The organism is Mesorhizobium sp. M0894, from assembly GCF_040319725.1.
GTDB lineage: Bacteria > Pseudomonadota > Alphaproteobacteria > Rhizobiales > Rhizobiaceae > Mesorhizobium.
Window position 1 is genome coordinate 1 of record NZ_JAMYOG010000038.1, and the last position, 16,976, is coordinate 16,976.

Annotated in this window: 10 protein-coding genes and 2 pseudogenes; 5 read left to right on the forward strand and 7 right to left on the reverse strand. The window is 56.5% G+C overall.

Annotation, left to right across the window (positions count from 1 at the left end):
* Nucleotides 1–146: 146 nt before the first annotated feature.
* The 7 genes from NKH91_RS31680 to NKH91_RS31710 form a co-directional block, all read right to left on the reverse strand.
* Nucleotides 147–1,733: an ABC transporter substrate-binding protein gene (locus tag NKH91_RS31680; protein ID WP_352885571.1), complete on the reverse strand. Its 1,587-nt coding sequence runs from the start codon at nucleotides 1,731–1,733 to the stop codon at nucleotides 147–149.
* A gap of 1,117 nt (nucleotides 1,734–2,850) precedes the next feature.
* The gene (locus NKH91_RS31685; protein ID WP_352885570.1) at nucleotides 2,851–3,960 is read right to left on the reverse strand and encodes a Gfo/Idh/MocA family protein; all 1,110 of its coding nucleotides are present in this window, start codon (nucleotides 3,958–3,960) and stop codon (nucleotides 2,851–2,853) included.
* A gap of 37 nt (nucleotides 3,961–3,997) precedes the next feature.
* Nucleotides 3,998–4,627 carry a cupin domain-containing protein gene (locus NKH91_RS31690; protein ID WP_352885569.1) on the reverse strand — a complete coding sequence of 210 codons (630 nt, stop codon included), beginning with the start codon at nucleotides 4,625–4,627 and terminating at the stop codon, nucleotides 3,998–4,000.
* Nucleotides 4,628–4,653: 26 nt separating this feature from the next.
* The gene (locus tag NKH91_RS31695; protein WP_352885572.1) at nucleotides 4,654–5,466 is read right to left on the reverse strand and encodes a phosphoenolpyruvate hydrolase family protein; all 813 of its coding nucleotides are present in this window, start codon (nucleotides 5,464–5,466) and stop codon (nucleotides 4,654–4,656) included.
* 34 nt (nucleotides 5,467–5,500) lie between these two features.
* Nucleotides 5,501–6,709 (reverse strand): Tm-1-like ATP-binding domain-containing protein, encoded by a 1,209-nt coding sequence (locus NKH91_RS31700; RefSeq protein ID WP_352885568.1) that lies wholly within the window; start codon nucleotides 6,707–6,709, stop codon nucleotides 5,501–5,503.
* 131 nt (nucleotides 6,710–6,840) lie between these two features.
* Nucleotides 6,841–8,481: a CocE/NonD family hydrolase gene (locus NKH91_RS31705; RefSeq protein ID WP_352885567.1), complete on the reverse strand. Its 1,641-nt coding sequence runs from the start codon at nucleotides 8,479–8,481 to the stop codon at nucleotides 6,841–6,843.
* 368 nt (nucleotides 8,482–8,849) lie between these two features.
* Nucleotides 8,850–9,248, reverse strand: a complete 399-nt coding sequence (locus NKH91_RS31710) for a zincin-like metallopeptidase domain-containing protein (RefSeq protein WP_502899053.1) — start codon at nucleotides 9,246–9,248, stop codon at nucleotides 8,850–8,852.
* A 2,014-nt stretch (nucleotides 9,249–11,262) separates the two neighbouring features.
* On the opposite strand from NKH91_RS31710, the gene NKH91_RS31715 reads away from it, so the two are divergent.
* From NKH91_RS31715 to NKH91_RS31735, 5 genes and pseudogenes are all read left to right on the forward strand, one after another.
* Nucleotides 11,263–12,708, forward strand: coding sequence for a UbiA family prenyltransferase (locus NKH91_RS31715; protein WP_352885566.1), 1,446 nt, complete (start codon nucleotides 11,263–11,265; stop codon nucleotides 12,706–12,708).
* An 18-nt stretch (nucleotides 12,709–12,726) separates the two neighbouring features.
* Nucleotides 12,727–13,797 carry an NAD-dependent epimerase/dehydratase family protein gene (locus NKH91_RS31720; RefSeq protein ID WP_352885565.1) on the forward strand — a complete coding sequence of 357 codons (1,071 nt, stop codon included), beginning with the start codon at nucleotides 12,727–12,729 and terminating at the stop codon, nucleotides 13,795–13,797.
* Between the two features lie 134 nt (nucleotides 13,798–13,931).
* Complete coding sequence (locus NKH91_RS31725; RefSeq protein WP_352885564.1) at nucleotides 13,932–15,797, forward strand: hypothetical protein; 1,866 nt, start codon at nucleotides 13,932–13,934, stop codon at nucleotides 15,795–15,797.
* A 95-nt stretch (nucleotides 15,798–15,892) separates the two neighbouring features.
* Nucleotides 15,893–16,176 (forward strand): annotated as a pseudogene (locus tag NKH91_RS31730) (transposase); the annotation flags it as partial.
* Between the two features lie 436 nt (nucleotides 16,177–16,612).
* Nucleotides 16,613–16,875 (forward strand): annotated as a pseudogene (locus NKH91_RS31735) (IS110 family transposase); the annotation flags it as partial.
* Nucleotides 16,876–16,976 lie beyond the last annotated feature (101 nt).

Genomic DNA, 16,976 nt, shown 5'->3' on the forward strand with positions numbered 1-16,976 from the left:
GCGGCCCAAGCAGAACCGCGGCAGGATCGCCAGGCACGGCCCTGATCATCAGGAACAGAACTATCACCGCGATCGCAATGATTGCGATCGCGAGAACGATACGTTTGAGGAGATATAGCCACATACTTCCCGGTCCGCCTACATCGTCACGTCACCGGCTTGAAATCGATATAAAGCGGGAGCCCATCCGGACGGGCTGCAGGCTCAACCTTCGTGGGCCGGTACATGATCGGCGTAGCCTCGTTTGTGAGGAAGCGATACGCGCCGGACTCCTCCATAAGATCCTGCATCTCGTAATAAAGCTTCGCTCGCTCCTCGGGATCGCTGATCGTGACCGCCTTTGCGACCAGCTCATCAAAACGAGCGCTGCGGAAGCGTTCCCAGTTCCAGTCACCGACTTCGGCTTGTGTGAACCAGGACACCTCATAATGCGGATCGGGCTGACCGGAGAAGCGATTGACGATGAGCTGCATGTCCTTCCAGCGATCACCTGCGGATTCGTTCCCGATCGTCCAAAACGACCCGGAATCCTGGGCATCGACCTCGACCGTTATGCCAATCTGTGACAATTGTGCCTGCACCGTCTGGGCGATGGTCAAAGAAGTGCTCTCGTTCAGACAATCGATGGTCAAGGCGAGATAGCTGACACCGCTCTTCTCAAGGAACTCCTTGGCCTTCGCCAGATCGCCTTCCGGTGGGACGAGCGCCTTGTCGCGGTGCCCGATAAGGCCTGGAGCAATGGTGCCAGTCGCCACGGCAGCTTGGCCCGAATAGGCAGCATCCAGGATCTGCGGCACGTTGATCGCCCATTGGATCGCCTTGCGGACATTGACGTCCTTCAGCTTCGGGTGATCCATGTTCATGCCGATCCAGACGTAAGCCAGCGAGGGATGTTCCTCGACCTTGGTGTCGGCCGGCGGATTGCTCTTGAACGTCGCAAGCGAGTCCAGACTGATATTAGTAAAATCGATGTCGCCAGCCTGATAAGCGCGTTCTGCTGCCTTTATGTCGCTGATTGGCACAATGCGAATTTCGTCAAACCCGGGCTTCGGGCCTGACCATTCCGGGTTCCGTGTCAGAAGCGTATATTGATTGGCCTTCCAGTCGGCGAGCATATAAGGGCCAGAGAAGGCGGTCGACTTCATGCCGAAATTACCTCCGTCCTTCGCTACCTTCGTCACCGCAGCCTCCGAGAGGATGAAGCCGGCGAAATAAGGGAGCGTTAAGAGCCAAACAGGCACATAGGGCGCTTTGAATACGATCACGCCGGTATGGTCGTCCTCCAACTCGACGTGGTCGAACGAACCCCAATCGGCGGCCAAGCCCGATTTGTGCTTGATAGCGCGTTCGAAGGAGAATTTGACGTCCTTGGCGGTCAACCCGCCATAACCGCCGGTGAACGTGATGCCTTTCTTCAGGCGGAAGCGGATATGGGTGGCGTCGACCTGCTCGATCTTTTCTGCCGCCTCCAGCTCCCAGCCCCATTTAGAGCCCGGCTTGTAGCGCGTGAGCTTCGAATAGATGCAGCTCATCACGTCCACTTCCCCACCTGAACACCAGGCAGGATCAAGTGCGGCGAGGTCCGAATTTGAACCCGCGTGGAGCACCTTGCCTTCGGCTGCCCAGATAGCCTGAGAAAGCGGCATCCCGGAAGCAATGATGCCCCCACCGAACACGGCACCAGTCTTGAGAAAAGCCCGGCGACTTAAACTACTAACGATATTATTGTTCATATCGATTCCCCTTTGGGTGAGCTTTTCCCGTTCGAAACGGGGCCACTTTCGTATCGCTACATTTGTTATAGAAAGCGGCTGTGCTCCACACCCGAAATAAACTCACCCCCGGGCTGACATTTTTTCGTGGCAACCTAAGTGCGCGCACACCTGACAACAGTCGTGGTCCACGATAGTTGCGTCATAGGAAGGTTCTCTCGTCGAGAGGATCGCGGGTAATTTGGCGCGAGGCTCCCTGCTGGGAGCCCCATAGATGGCCCGTCAGCGTCGTTCCGTCCCGCTCCTGGCAGGCTGCGGATCGGATCGGCACGATACCGGGCATGACGGCCTTTGGTTCTAAAAAAATCCGGCAGTGACAAGGCCGCAATGAACTGGCGGTTGCTCTTGCCGGCGTGCGCCTGCGCGTTACGCCAAGTCGAATGTCGGATCGGTGTCCCGTTGTCAGTTAAGTTGTGTCAAGTTGTCCGTCAGCGGCCGGATGCTTGTCGGGAGCCGGGTTGCGCCATAGCAAAGGCCTATCCGAAGCCAGTGATCGGTCCAAAGACGAAGGCCATTCTACAAGAAACCGCGAGCATGCACGTTCTGCCAAGGGAGTTGAAAATTGGAACTGGGCGCCCCCGATGGGGCTGGTTAAGCAGTTCGCAGCCACCTTCTTGAAGACCGCCAAGATTGCTAGCATGAAAAATTCATGAGGGGTGTGGTCTCCGGGAAATGGCGCGGATCGGCGTGCAACCGAATCTTACGTCATTTCAACAGTTTGCACCACATCTGCCAACCCCGGTAATGTAGGCCAGAATCAGGCGGCCGTCGAAACGCACTCTCTCATTGTCGCCCAGCCGTCGGCAAACGCCTGTCTCGATCACTTGTAATAGCCGTTCCTGCCGCAAATCGAGCAGGGAAAAGATCGAGGGGGGCGCCCATGCTGGCAAACGCCGGCGTTTATTGCTCGCCGCCCCGGCGAGGCCGCCTGGGCGCGCAGGCCCGTGCCTATAGCAGGACCACGAGTGCGTGTTGGGCTTGCCGAGACGGCTAAGGGTTTAGACAAACTCCGATCTCGCGTGTGCGGGGCCCCACCTTGCAGGAGGTGGTCGACCCGAGTGAAAGATCAGATCAGACATTATGAGGCGGATGCTACACTTGGCCCAGCTGCAATTGAAGCGCCGTGTCGGAACGATTGGATGAATTCCTGCACTTTGATAGGCTGGCCGAGCCGGGCACTTTCAATAGCGGAGAACACCATGGCCACGGACTGCAAGTTGTCCTCGACATTGGTAGCCATTGGCGGGCCGCCGTCAACCCAATGGCAGAACTGCTCGACCAAGAGTGTATTCTGCCACTTCTTGCCAGTGAGCAGCGATACCTGTTGCCCTCTCCCGTGCCGGCTTGTTTGGTAAATCCGCTTGGTATCCCGATGGAACACCTCGACCTCCCGATGGTCAAGGATAGCCGTCCCGGATGCCGCTTCCACTCGGAAATACTCATAGCCCCAGTCGTTGAGCCCGGTGGATTGTGCTGACGACCCTTCATATACCCCATGCGCGCCATTGGCGAAGTCCATCATAACTATTACGTCTGTGTCGCCCGTGTATTCCGCCCATTCAGGTTTCCAAGTGCGGGCATAAATCGACTCGCAGGCTGCCCCCGCTAGATCGGCCATGATCTCGAGGTGATGCACCGCGCCCTCGATTAGCATAGGATGCGTCATTTCATGACGAAAACGGCTCCAGGAATCGTAAATGCGGTAGTCACTAGCGAATCGACACGATACCGTATTGATCCGGCCGAGGGCGTTCTCACCTACGATCGATTTCAGTGTTGATTTGTCCTGGTCGAACCGATGGCTCATGGTGACTCCCATCTTGCGGCCTGCCGCTTTCACTTTGTCGGCGATGCGAATGGAAGCCTGCATGGTATCGGCGATCGGTTTCTCCGACAGGATATGCATGCCCCGAGCAAGGGCCAGATCGACTACGGATTCGTGCAGAGCGGGCGGGATCACGATCGTACAGAAGTCGGCGTGCACTGCCCGGAAGGCTTCTTGTGCCGAGGTGAAGCACTGCTCAGCCCCTAAACCGAGGCGCCGCCGGCCGTGTTCCAGAGCCTTGCTATCGATATCCACCAGGCCGACTACCTCGATGGTCCCGTCGGCGACGTTCGGCGGCAGGAACTTGTCGCACCAGGTCTTTCCAAAGCCACCGGCTCCGATATGCAGGACCTTATAGGTCATGAATGTTTCCTTCAAATAGGTAGGGCTTCAGCCAAAATCACGCGCGCTCCGCGCGAACGTCAGCAGGTCCGTGCTTATGCTCCCAAAGATGTCCAAATCGCTTCTTGCCTTCAAGTGTTGTCTCGAAATAGGCGCCCTTTACGTCGGCCCGAAGCTGAGGAAGATCGTGATGGTGTCCCATGCCGATGGCAACACAATCACCCGCCTCGACTGCGAAGCTGCGCGGTCCGACAACGACGGTGCCTGCGCCCTCGATGATCACCCAGTATTCGTCACAGTCGTGATAGTGAGAGTCGAAATTGGTCGACTTGGGATAGCTAACCGGGTCGCCCCTTACCGCGACTGGGGTGCTCGGAGTGAGGTTGAAAATGCCGCAACCGCCCAACTCAGTGCCCCACCTGCCGCAAAAGATGAGGACCTGCGCCGTATCATCTCCGGCATCCGCAGTGAAGGGACCGTTGGCCTCATCCATGTCCCAGAACTGGCCTTCGCTGAGAACCTGCGCTCCCTTTGCGCTGGTTAAGCGGCACGATCCGCGCGTCACTAGCAAACGCTGCTTTTCAGCAGTGATCGGGAGCGGCAGCGGTTGATCGGAAAGCTCGACGAACTCAAACCCGGTGAGCTCGCACCAGCTCGGCGGCTGATCTCCACTTTTGACCACGGACATCTTCTTTCCTGCCTTTTCCTTCGCAGTCAGGCTTTCTGGCGGCGGATCGCTTTGAAGGCGAGCGTTTGGGACTTGATCGCCTCCTCGGTCGGTAACCGCTCCATGCTGCTTGCTCCGTAGAAGCCGTGGCATCCCGGGCAGGAGTCGAGAATGAAGCGAGCATCTTCCGGATTGGCGATCGGACCACCATGGCAGAGGATGATAATGTCGTCGCGGATCGCTCGGGCCATATTGATGCACTGGTTGATCAAATCGACGCAATCGTCCATCGACTTGCCCGAACGCGCACCGATCGCGCCACCCGTGGTTAATCCCATGTGGCAGACAAGGATATCGGCCCCGACTTTCACCATCCCCGCCGCATCTTCCGGGCAGAACACATACGGCGTGGTCAACAGATCTAGCTTATGAGCCTCAGCAATCATTTCGATCTCCTGCGCGTAGCTCATCCCGGTCTCTTCGAGGCTCTGACGGAAGTGACCGTCGATCAGACCGACGGTTGGGAAGTTCTGCACGCCGGAGAACCCGATCTCCTTCAGTTCCCGCAGGAAGTTGGGCATGACGACGAACGGGTCAGTCCCATTGACGCCGGCAAGAACTGGGGTGCGCGTCACGACGGGCAGGACCTCGCTGGCCATATCAACGACTATTTGATTGGCATTGCCATAGGCGAGAAGTCCCGCAAGCGAACCACGACCTGCCATGCGGTAGCGGCCCGAATTGTAAATGACAATGAGATCGATCTCGCCGGCTTCCTCGCTCTTGGCGGAGAGGCCCGTGCCGGCGCCGCCGCCGATGATCGGCTCGCCGGCCCGGATCTTCTTTTGGAAGCGGTCCATAAGCTCCGAACGGGTGGGACGTTTGATGCAGGGATCAGTGCTCACGAAGGACCTCTTCAAAGTTTGTGACAATGAGTTCCGCAAATTTTGGATCGTTTATGTGGATGGGAAAGCGGCTCAGCTTTCGCTTGTCGGTGCGACGGATCGTGCGTTCAAGAGCTGCGAACAGGGCAGCATCGGCTTCAGGATCGTGGAAGGGCTGACCGGGCGAATCGATCGCCGAGACACCCAGTTCCGGGATGAGAAAGCGAACTGGCCCCTCACAGAGGTTCAATCGCTCTCCGATCCATTCGCCGATCCTGTTGCATTCCTCCGGGGTCGTCCGCATCAGCGTGACCTGCGGATTATGGACGTGCAGCCGGCGAGAGCGAAACTGACTCGGGACCGTATTCATGGCACCGAAATTGACCATGTCGAGCGCGCCGCAGGAGCCCAAATAAGGCAGTCCGGTCCGAGCGAAGGCCCCGAAGCGATCGGGCGTACAGGGGAAAACGCCTCCAACCAGATAGTCGCAGACCTCGGTGGTAGACACATCAATCCCGCCGACCAGCAGGCCGGAGTCGGCGAGCTTCTCAAAGGACTGCCCGCCTGTTCCGGTTGCATGAAATACCAGGCAGTCGAAGCTCGCCTCCAACGCCCGAGTTACCGCCTGGACACAGGGCGTCGTGACACCAAACATTGTTAGGCCGATGGCCGGCCTTTCGTCAGCCGCGGCGCCGACCTTGTTAAGTACCATCCCGGCAATGGAATGGGCAGCGTTGGCGAGAACCACACGTGAGATGCGGTTGAGTCCCGCCACGTCCGTCACCGAATACATCATGCTGATGTCGGTTGGCCCCACATACGGGGCGACATTGCCGGAGGCGACGGTCGAAACGAGCACCTTCGGGACGCCGATCGGGAGAGCGCGCATGGCAGGTGCGATCAGCGCGGTTCCACCCGATCCACCGGCGCCGATGATGCCGTCGACGTCCGGGCGTGATCGAATGAACTCCACCAGCGCCTGCGACATCGCGGCGACTGCCTTGCCCCGGTCCTTGAGTTCCTCGGCCTTCGACAGGTTTTGATGGAAGCCCGCCACCTCTGATGACAGGACGTCGACATCTGAGGCTTCGCTGTGAAACTCCGATACCGAAACGTCGACCTGGACGACCTTACAACCTGCATCCTTGATAAGGTCTCGGAGATAGCGCAGTTCGCTGTCCTTGGTATCGTACGTGCCAACCACATAGACCGTTCTCATATTTCTCCTCCCACGCGTTCCTCAGCCGGCCGTCCTCGCCTGCACAAGGCCTTGACGCCACGCCTGGAGCAAATCAATTGGCGCAAACCGATGTTTTGTGTAGAATAGGGCAATACCTCAGTCCGTCCTCTCTATTGCCCTTCTTGCGAAGGCTTGGGCCCTATGACAGCGTTGTGCTGCTTCCGAGCTATATCGAGCTCGCAGTCGGGTTGCCCTATAGTGTGCATCACCGGCGGCCACGGCACACTCAGAAGCGTCGATGAAACGCCCGGGCCGCTTGGACCAAGTTTCAGATACCCGAGAGAGCCTTGATCCGCGCGAAAATTCATCATCTCCTTCCTCGGACAGATCAAAGCAGCCCGCGCGGAATGGTTTCGGACCATTCTCTTGCGAACACCTCGATTTCTCCCGGGCCCTCGGTGGCGCGCACCTTGCGGTGAAGGTAGAAGTATTGAGGGTCGCAGCTCATGCTGTGTTCGGTTTGGATCGCAACCTGCCACTGGTGACGTTTGAAGGTGAAATTCCACTGGCTTTCGAAACGGGCCGATGCTGGATCGTTGGGACGGATGGCGTAGTGCATCCGAACATCGCTGCCTACGGTCATTCCGTGAGGCGGATTGATCTTCTGGCCGAAGTCGTCGAACGTATTCGGCCAGTTCGTTGTCGATGCGCATGCCGGGGCAGTAGTACCCTCCTGCCTGGCCGATGTGCGCAGGGCTTGAGACAGCGACAGTCCCAACGGTCGCATTGTCCTTCAAAACATCTGACCCCAAGAAAAGAATCCGGTCATTCACGTGAGCTGAGGGCCAGCTCTGCTCCGCCACCCAACGCCCCACCCGCGGGCCGTACTCCTTGCTCGGGTTGAAATGCTCCTGCATGTAAACACGGTAAGCGGGCGGATCCTCCGCGCCGTTGCGATCTCCTTTCAGCCAGCGGTCGAACCAGCGAATCGCTTCCGAATGGAAATCGGCAGGATCGAGCCGCGAAAGGTGGGGATAGCTGTGTTCCCAAGGCCCGATCATCGCTTTGCACGGAACCCGGAGGTTCGACGCCAGCGCCGGCGGCGCATTGACATATGCGTCCGCCCAACCGGTGATTGCCAGCACCGGCGCCTCTATCCGCGACCAATCCTCGCATAGCGAGCCATGCTTCCAGAAATCATCCCGGGTCGGATGCAGTAGCCAGTCAACGGCAGAGAAAGGAACGTTTGCCAGTCGTGCGATCCAGTCCTCACGCCAGTCCTCGCGAAGTTGAGGATCCGCCGGACGGGCGAGATAAGCACACAGTTGGGTGGCCCAGTTAACATTGTCACTTAGTAAACAGCCATCCATGAAGTGAATGTCATCGGCATAGCGATTGACGGTCGAAGCGATGCTGATCACCGCCTTCAGAGCGGGTGGACGGCGATAGGCCAGTTGCAAACCGTTGAAACTGCCCCACGAGATGCCTACCATTCCAACGTTGCCGTCGCACCATTCCTGCGCTGCGATCCAGGCCAGAACTGTCTCGCCGTCACTCAACTCCTGTTTGGAATATTCGTCGTCGAAGCTGTCGCCCGTTCCGGCAATGTCGACACGCACGCAGGCGTAGCCCGCTTCAGCAAAAACCCGATGCGTCGTCTCATCGCGCCCCGCAGTTCCGTCGCGCTTGCGGTAGGGCAGGTATTCAAAAAGAGCAGGCGCCGCTCCCCCGAAGCCGGGAAGCCAAATCCTGGCTGCCAAGTTGCGTCCATCCCACATCTGAATCCATTCATTCTCAATTACTTTCGTCAAGACATGCGCTCCGCGGCCCTTCGCTTTTGCGTGAAACTTTGATGATCTGGCGGAATGCTAGCACGGGTGTTCTCGTTGGAAGTCGCGCAAAAAAGTAATCCGTCGCATGATCTTATTTCGCTGTGCGGTCTCCCTTGTACCGCCGGTCCAACAGCCGAAAAACCGTGTATCCAGCTCTACGGTGGCGTATCGGACCCCTTCGCAGGCTCAGGTTCTGTGCGTCAAGGCCAGTAAATTGGGGAAGCCATGATGCTGGTTATCCGACTTGGCAAAAGGCGACCTTTTTGGTCCCTCCGAGATCGTCCATCTAGCGATTGGCATCAGTTCTCGTGAGTCTCGAAAGCGAGTGCGGCGTCGGAGCCGACATGCTAGCCCTTAATCGCCGCTCGCGACACGACGAGGTCCGCCGCGCCTTCGGCATAGGCGCTATGGCCAAGCAGGAAATCGGCGGCTTCCGAGGCATGGCTCGCCGCCCGGAAGATGGCGCGGTTGTCCTCGCGCAGCACTTTCAGCCATGAGCCGATGTAATCGGCATGGCACACGGTCGGCTCGATGCCGAGGCTGCTGCAGACGAAGACGGTAGTGATTTCGGCGACCAGTTCCTCGCGTACATAGCTCTCGGAGCCGAAGGAGCCCGAGAGGTTGCGCGCAAGCCGCGTCGAGTCGCCGGTCCAGTGGCTAAGCTCGTGAAAGCAGGTGCGGCAGTAGTCAATCTGCTGGAAGAATGCCGGCTGCGGCTGGACCTGAATGGAGTCGCTGCTCGGCATGTCGATCGCCGCCGATGCTGAAATCCGCACCGCTTCACCGTGCCATGGGTCAAGCCATGGGGCAGCGCTCAATCAGGCGCGACTGCTGTCGATCCCATGATGACCCGTGCACACGGCATACGCGTCTCCCAAACTACAACGGTTCATGACTTAGCGATCGGGATTTAGACACCTCAGAATCCTTCCCGCTGTCCGATATCGGATATACGACATAGCAGTGACTAGCAAAGGGCATGCCGTTGTTATCCGCAAAGCGTCACGGACTGAGGAGAAGGCCCTTGTCGCAAACTGATCGGCAAGGTTTATTCCAGCATGAGTGCTCCTCGTTTCGGGCAGCTTGTCAGTCGAAGTTGTGCCTTACGACGCGGCTTGCTGACCGGCACTCCAAGAAATACGCGCATCGGTTTCGAGCCCGAATTGCAGGAGAAGGCCGTAATGGCATTTCGAGCCTCTTCCGAAGAAGTCGCCAACGGCGCCTATCCGGAAGCAAGGCACATGTAGACATGGATGATGCCGCGTTCGAGCGCTCGCTCATGCTTCCAACAAGCTTTGAGCGAGGTTACCACGGGACGATCTCAACTACGGGAAACCCAACGAACGCGGTAACCGGGCATCGAACGAGCCGGCCTGAATAGCGCCGCTCTTGGTGTTTCCGCCACAACCACGAGCGCAAGCCTGATCGCCATCCGAGAGGCCTGGGCATCAGCATCCCGGCTGAACGGTCGCCCCCGAACACCATCATCGAGAAGCAGAGAGTTCGATGAAAGAAGTGATGATCGGGGTTGCCTTGACGGCCTAGTGACGACCACAGCCAGCGCTGAAAGCCGCAGGAATTACGATTTCGGCGGGTGTACTGCAATGCGCGGCGTTATCACCACGTCGGGAATGAAGCTGAACGGTGAGTCCGGAGGGAACTACGCTAATCTCAAGGTCCTCGAAGTAAGCGCCAGCTTATCCAGGATCGAGCTTTTCCGATCTGCGGCTGGAGGTCACGTGGAGGAGTTCACGCACCAAAAGTGCTCCCAGATTCATTGTGCGGCCAGATCTCGGATTCCACATGCGCTCGCTTCGTCTGCTCGGCCGTATTGTTGGAAAAGATTAAACGACCGGTACCTGATGTCGATTTTGTCGAGTGCGCGACACGGGGCAGGAATTCTGTCTCAATCTGCAGACCGTTGAATCATATGCAAGAAACCTCTTCCCGGCACCTCTGTCTGCAGAGTTGGCACGACTTTTGATGCTCCTTTATCGCCATGCGACCGGACATTCCGACCAACATTCAGGTGGAGCCAACTCGCGATCGATAAACGAAGGAAAAAGCAATATGTCAGGTCGGCGTGAGTTCACGTCCCCCAAGTTGGGACGGGTCAGGGGATTTATCACTCGCGTAGATGCGTTCCCCGCCCGTGTCGAGCTGGGACAACGAGATTGGTGTGGCAGCACCCCAACCCGGGATCTGCCCGCTTGAGCCCGAAAAACGCAGGACGCCGTACGTCACCTAACCGCGGGGAGTCACGCGACCGGTTGGATTCATCAAGTGAAGGCGGGACGATAATGGCCAATGTTGCTAATGCGAGTGTAATGGACAGTAGTGGCCCGACCCTGGCGCAGCAAATCGCCCAAAGCGGGTTCAAGGTGCGCCTTCTCGAAAAACGTCGAGCGCTTCGCTTTTGCGCCTCACTGGCCACGATTCAAACCGGTATGGATAGGCCTTGGGGGCCGCTCCGACCGGAAATTAAAGCCACTTGGGCATCTTTTAGGCGGATCGGCGCTCGGCGGTGGAATGCCGTTACGCGCTGGAATCGGATTTCCATCACGTGCCGCCGTTTTCGATGCATTAGGGCACATCGGCGCGTGGACGCTTTCAAGGAAGCAAACCGCTTGCGGCGACATTCGGCGATCCTCACGCCAAGCAGAATAGCAATTTTTTGGGCGTCCCCTGTCGAGACCGACAGTGCTGTTTGCCTCTTTGGTGAGGTCGCAGCAGTGACTGATCAGCGCTTCGAGGAGTAAGATGATGATGCTTTATTTACGCGGCTTTGAACGCCGAATACCTTTAGTTTGTGACTTGGACGGCACTCTGATAAAGTCGGACAGCTTCCATGAGAACTTCTTTCAAGCCTTATTTCATTCGCCGCAGCGCCTGCTTCGTTCCGTTCCAAGATGGTTTAACCGCGCGGCCCTGAAACAGACGCTGGCAAACATTCGTCCGATTGAAGCGCGGACGCTTCCATATCGTGAAGAGGTGTTGGATCTGATACGTGGCGCGCATGCTGTCGGGCGTGAAATTTATCTCGTCACGGCAGCTGACCAGAGCATAGCTGACAACGTCATCTCTCATCTTGGCGGATTCGACGGAGCGAAGGGCAGCGATGGCTCGTTGAACCTGAAGAGCCGCAACAAGCTGACATGGCTTCAGGAAAGCTTCCCCAATGGGTTCATCTATGCAGGCGACAATGCTGCGGATTTTCCTATCTGGGAAGCGGCTACCGGAGCCGTTCTTGTTGGCAACGGGGTAAGGTACGCAAGCCAACTCCGTCACGCTGGCGCCGAGGTTAAGATAATCATCCCAGAAAAAAGCGAGCCGGTGAAGGACTGGCTGTCTGAGCTTAGAATACACCAGTGGTCGAAAAATGTGCTGATCTTCGTTCCGCTGTTTCTTGGCCATACACTGAGCGACTTCCACGTCGTCTTGAAGACGGCGATCGCCTTCCTTGCTGTCGGTCTCGTAGCTTCTTCAACCTACGTCATCAACGACCTGGCTGATTTGGAGGCGGATCGGGCGCATGCAACTAAGCGCTTCAGGGCGATTGCCGCCGGCAAGATAAGCATCATGAGCGGTTTATTGGCCAGCATATTCCTGCTCGCTGCAGGGCTTGGAATAGCCTTGCTTTTGCACCCTCGATTCGCACTGGCTGTTTCAAGCTATCTGGCGCTGACATTAGCATATTCATTCTGCTTCAAGCGTTACGCCCTGTTTGATGTGACGGTAATTGGAACTCTGTTCGCATTGAGGATCGTCATGGGGCAGGTGCTGAACGATTTCGACTTCTCGCCCTGGCTTTTTTCTTTCTCATCCATGCTCTTCTTTTCGCTGTCGCTGGCAAAGCGTCATGCCGAGGTGATGCGTGCGCACTCGCAAGGGAAGGACGTTATCAAAGGGCGGGGATATTTGCCTGACGATTGGCCGCTCACCTTGGGCTATGGCCTTGCTTCCGCCACGGCCTCGATTGTCATCATGCTGATTTTCGTTACGCTGGACGCCAGAGTCACGGAAGCATATAACGATCCCGTATGGCTCTTTGTCGCGCCGGCCGGCATGTTCATATGGCTGCAAAGGATCTGGGTCCTGAGCCATCGCATGGACTTGCACGACGATCCGGTTGTTTTTGCAATCAAGGACAAGACTAGCTATCTGATCGGCGCCTGCATGGCGGCAGCGTTTGCCCTGGCTTTGTAACACAGAGGCGTTGCCCATATGCAATCGACAATCTCGGTGACCTTGCATGCGCCCCTGGTGCTTCTGACAGGAGCCGCCGGATGGCTGGGCGGACGCGTCGCGGCGGCGTTGACGACAGGTTTGCCCGAAGCGCGACTTCTTGCAGATGGAGGGTTTCGGGTAAGGGCGCTCGTTCTTGCGGGAGAAGACGTGTCGCAGTTGCGTCAGCACGCTGTGGAAATCGTGACAGGTGATATCCGAGACATGGAAACTGTCCGCACATTCGTTGCCGGCGCCGAGGGCGCCGTATTAATCCACATGGCGGGGGTCATTCATCCCAAAACGGTCGCCCAGTTTGAGGCGATCAACACGCAAGGCACGATCAATCTGCTTACGGCAGCGCAAAAGGTAGGTGTGCAGCGCGCGATTGTGATGTCATCGAATTCGCCAATGGGCTGCAACCCGTATGCGAACCACCGATTCACGGAGGAAAGCCCTTATAACCCATACATGGGCTATGGCCGCTCCAAGATGCTGATGGAAAAGATGGTGCGAGCGGAAATTGCCGCTGGCAGCTCAATGGAAATTGTTATCGTCCGCGCGCCTTGGTTCTACGGACCCAACCAACCGTCAAGGCAAACGCTCTTTTTCAAGATGGTGAAGAATGGCAAGTTCCCCATCGTTGGATCTGGGCGGAACCGCCGCTCGATGGGCTATACCGACAATCTGGCGCAGGGCATCATTCTCGCCGCAGGCCACAAAAACGCTGCCAACGAGATCTTCTGGCTTGCGGACGAGACATCTTACACCCTGAACGAAATTATTGAAACGGTCGGCAAGGTCCTGCACGAAGATTTCGGCATGAAAACTAAGCCTAACAAGGTCCGCCTGCCGAGCTTTGTGGCCGAAATCGCTACTAAGGTTGATGCGACTCTTCAGTATGCCGGCATCTATCAACAGAAAATCCATATTCTTTCCGAAATGAACAAGACGATTGCTTGCGACATCACCAAGGCCAGACAATTGCTCGGCTACGCGCCTAAAATCGCGTTGCGCGAGGGTATGCGCCTTTCTGCCGACTGGTGCCTTAAGAACGGTCAGGAAATCTAGTTAAGTCCCGCAAGAATTCGGAGAGCACTTTGTTAGTAAACGCTTCACCCGTCATCTTCAGCGCTCTCGTGGCGAGCGGCGTTGGATATACCATAGGGTTTCCTGTTTCGAGGTACTTTGACAGCAACATTCAGATGCGCTTGCTTATCGCGCCGGCGATCGGGCTTGGCCTATTCGGCGCTCCGGGCGCGTCCGTTTTTCATCTATTACCTTTGACGCCAATCAATCTGTTAATGATCATCCTTGTGTTCTCCGCTGTCGCACACTGGCTGTCGAGAGGCGCGATCTCCCCCCTGCTGCGCTCACCAGTCAGTCCCGGCTTTTCCTGGTTAGCTGTTGCATTTCTCGTCTGCCTTTTGCCTGCTTTCGCGATCATTCCGCAGCATTATGGCGAAAGCGCTGGCGTTGGCGCCCCAATCTGGGACCATGTCAAAATAGCTATCGTAAATGAAATTGCTCAAAATGGTTTGCCTCCCAAGAATCCATTCTATTCCGACGTCGGAAGTGCAAATACACTTATTTACTACTACGTCTGGCACTTCATAGCCGCGTGTACATCAGTCATTACCGGCGCAAGCGGCTGGGAGGCCGACATTGCCCTTACCGGCGTGACGGCCTTGTCCTCGACGTTCGTTATAGCATGGCTGACCGTGGCACGAAGCAGAAATGCAAATGCCGCTTGGTGGGTACTGCCGCTTTTGCTTTCCACGTCCCTTAGGCCAATTGCGCAGTTTGCCTCTGGAAATTTGCTCGATAATTGGATGACGCAGGAACATCTGACGACGTGGTTTTTTAAGGCGGCATGGGCGCCCCAGCATTTATTTTCCGGAACCGTTGCCTTGATTGCCATCATGGCATACGTGCGAATTATATATTATAATACTAGGAGCCTTAACTTGCCTATATTAATGGGCGCCATGCTGTCGTCTGCCTACGGCAGCTCCACGTGGGCAGGTGGCTTTTCGCTCCTTTTTATACTACCTGTTTTAGGAGCGCTGTCTATTTCACACATTCTGCAAAAAAAACGCCTCCTGGAAATTGCCATTTCAATCTCGGCTATCGTTACGATATTTTCACTCTGCGCAGGGGTATTGCTTTATGAACAGTCTGTTCTATTACAATACAGGAAAGCCGTCGATTTTTGGGTTTTTCCTGTATTTACGTCTCACTATTGGTTTATTGACGTTACTGGCTTCTGGACCTTCTTATTTTTTCTCGAGTTCGGTATTCTATATACGTCGTTTCTTATTTGGTGTTTAGCGCGACCATTCGACGATTCGGTTCGTTACAAATTTATCGACCGAACGATTGCCATAGCCATTCTTTCACCAATGCTTTGCGCCCAGTTTCTTCATAGTATACTTGATTATAATGACTTAGGATGGCATGTAATAACTCCATCAATAATGCTTATGATCGTCATGACAGCCTCTCTACTCTCCTTGCACGTCGGCAAAAGCACAAGAATTGGTCGCCTGACGACCATAACTGCGATCATGTTGATGGCTCCCTCGGTTTTGGCCGGCATTCAACGCGCATACTCGTACACATTCCAATTTCGCGTTCAAGGATATGAAACCGAGGAGGGCACAGCTTTCAGAGCGTCTCCTGAAATGTGGGAGGCGGTGCGTCGGGTAACACCATCGAATGAAGCCGTCGCCAATAACCCGCTTGACCTTGCCGGTTTGACGAGTATGCCTGGTAATATTTCGTGGGCAGTACTGTCTAGAAGGCGGAATTGCGCAACAGAGCTAAAGCTTTTGCGCGCCTATGCAGCGCAACTCACACCAGAGCAAGCAGCATATGTGTACAATTTCTTCAAAGAAGTCTTTGATGGACGCGTTTCTGAGGAAAGACTCAGACTCATGAGGGAAAAGTACCTTTGTAAAACTCTTGTTGTTACGTCAAGAGACGGCCTATGGGGGAATCAGTTACTGGAGAGCAATTCCGTTTTTCAACTTGTTTCCGAGAAAATAGGCAAATGGCGCATTTATCGATAGTGGTTCTGGTTGCCCGCACTGCCTTAGGGCCCCGACCCACAAAGGGCTTCCATTGATGCGGCTGCCGTGATTCACGGTCTCCAGATGGGTCATTGATGAATCGCGACTATTTCTGGCTGACGACGCGCAATTTGCTAAGCTGAAGCCGCACCTGCCCACCGACACGCGTGGCAAACCGCGGGTGGACGGCCGTCGCGTCATCAGCGGCATCATCGATGTCATCAAGAGCGGCGGTCGTTGGGTCGATGCGCCAGCAGCGTATGGCCTGAGAAAGACACTCTACAACCGCTTCCAGCGCTGGGCGGCCAAGGGCGTATGGAGCGATATCTCCCATGCACTTACCGGTGCGGTTGGACCGCCGGCCCAGCGTCTCATCGATCCACGGCCGTGCGGGCTTATGCCGGCCTGGACCTGTCGATGGAAAACACGCAGATCTGCATTAAATGGATATGGACGCAAGCTGAGTTCCGAGAAGGTTGAGGGCACGCCGAATGCGATCGACGACGCATTAAGAACGTGGCGTGTATCGATGCCCGCCAGGCGCACCAGAGCCTCAATGCGATGAAGGCGAACAGCCCGATGCCCATGACGCTGCAGGGCTCGCGGAAGAACGGGCTAGCCGAAGCCGCGGCTCCCGTACCGGGCGCTGCAAGCACTCGCCGTGCTGCGAACCAAATTCCGAAGAGCGTAGTGCCGGAAATCCGGACGCTACGTTCCATGGGAACCGGAGGCGGGTGACCGCCTCCGGTGACCCGGTGCGGTGAGAAACCGGTCGCTGCAAGGCGGCGCGGCGCTTACCGCCTACTCACCTCTCTTTGGAAGAGACCGCAATCTGCGTTGTTGAAGACAACGGCCGGATCGTGAAGGAAGGATGGGCGCAGAGCCAGCCGCAGGCGCTTCATCAAGCCCTTCGGAATGTCGATTTGCCGCTGGAACGGGTTGACCTGGAAGCTTGCTCGCAGTTGGCCTGATTTATGATGGTCTTCGCGCCGAGGAATTGCCGGCCATCTGCATTGACACCCGACAGGCCAAAGCAGCGGTGAATACGATGCCGAACAAGGCGGACCGGAATGACGCGGCCTCAAGCTTGGCAGGTGTCGATGCCGGCTCAATACTCCCCAGAAGTGCCGTTTGAATCTTCCCCAGTTTAGCGCTGTCGCCGGTCTTCCGGAGCGCGCT

Excerpts from the sequence above, each read along its gene's own strand:
- NKH91_RS31680 (WP_352885571.1), bottom strand. The coding sequence starts at position 1,733 with ATGAACAATAATATCGTTAGTAGTTTAAGTCGCCGGGCTTTTCTCAAG.
- NKH91_RS31685 (WP_352885570.1), bottom strand. The coding sequence starts at position 3,960 with ATGACCTATAAGGTCCTGCATATCGGAGCCGGTGGCTTTGGAAAGACC.
- NKH91_RS31690 (WP_352885569.1), bottom strand. The coding sequence starts at position 4,627 with ATGTCCGTGGTCAAAAGTGGAGATCAGCCGCCGAGCTGGTGCGAGCTC.
- NKH91_RS31695 (WP_352885572.1), bottom strand. The coding sequence starts at position 5,466 with ATGGACCGCTTCCAAAAGAAGATCCGGGCCGGCGAGCCGATCATCGGC.
- NKH91_RS31700 (WP_352885568.1), bottom strand. The coding sequence starts at position 6,709 with ATGAGAACGGTCTATGTGGTTGGCACGTACGATACCAAGGACAGCGAA.
- NKH91_RS31710 (WP_502899053.1), bottom strand. The coding sequence starts at position 9,248 with ATGCCGAGCAGCGACTCCATTCAGGTCCAGCCGCAGCCGGCATTCTTC.
- NKH91_RS31715 (WP_352885566.1), top strand. The coding sequence starts at position 11,263 with ATGATGATGCTTTATTTACGCGGCTTTGAACGCCGAATACCTTTAGTT.
- NKH91_RS31720 (WP_352885565.1), top strand. The coding sequence starts at position 12,727 with ATGCAATCGACAATCTCGGTGACCTTGCATGCGCCCCTGGTGCTTCTG.
- NKH91_RS31725 (WP_352885564.1), top strand. The coding sequence starts at position 13,932 with ATGCGCTTGCTTATCGCGCCGGCGATCGGGCTTGGCCTATTCGGCGCT.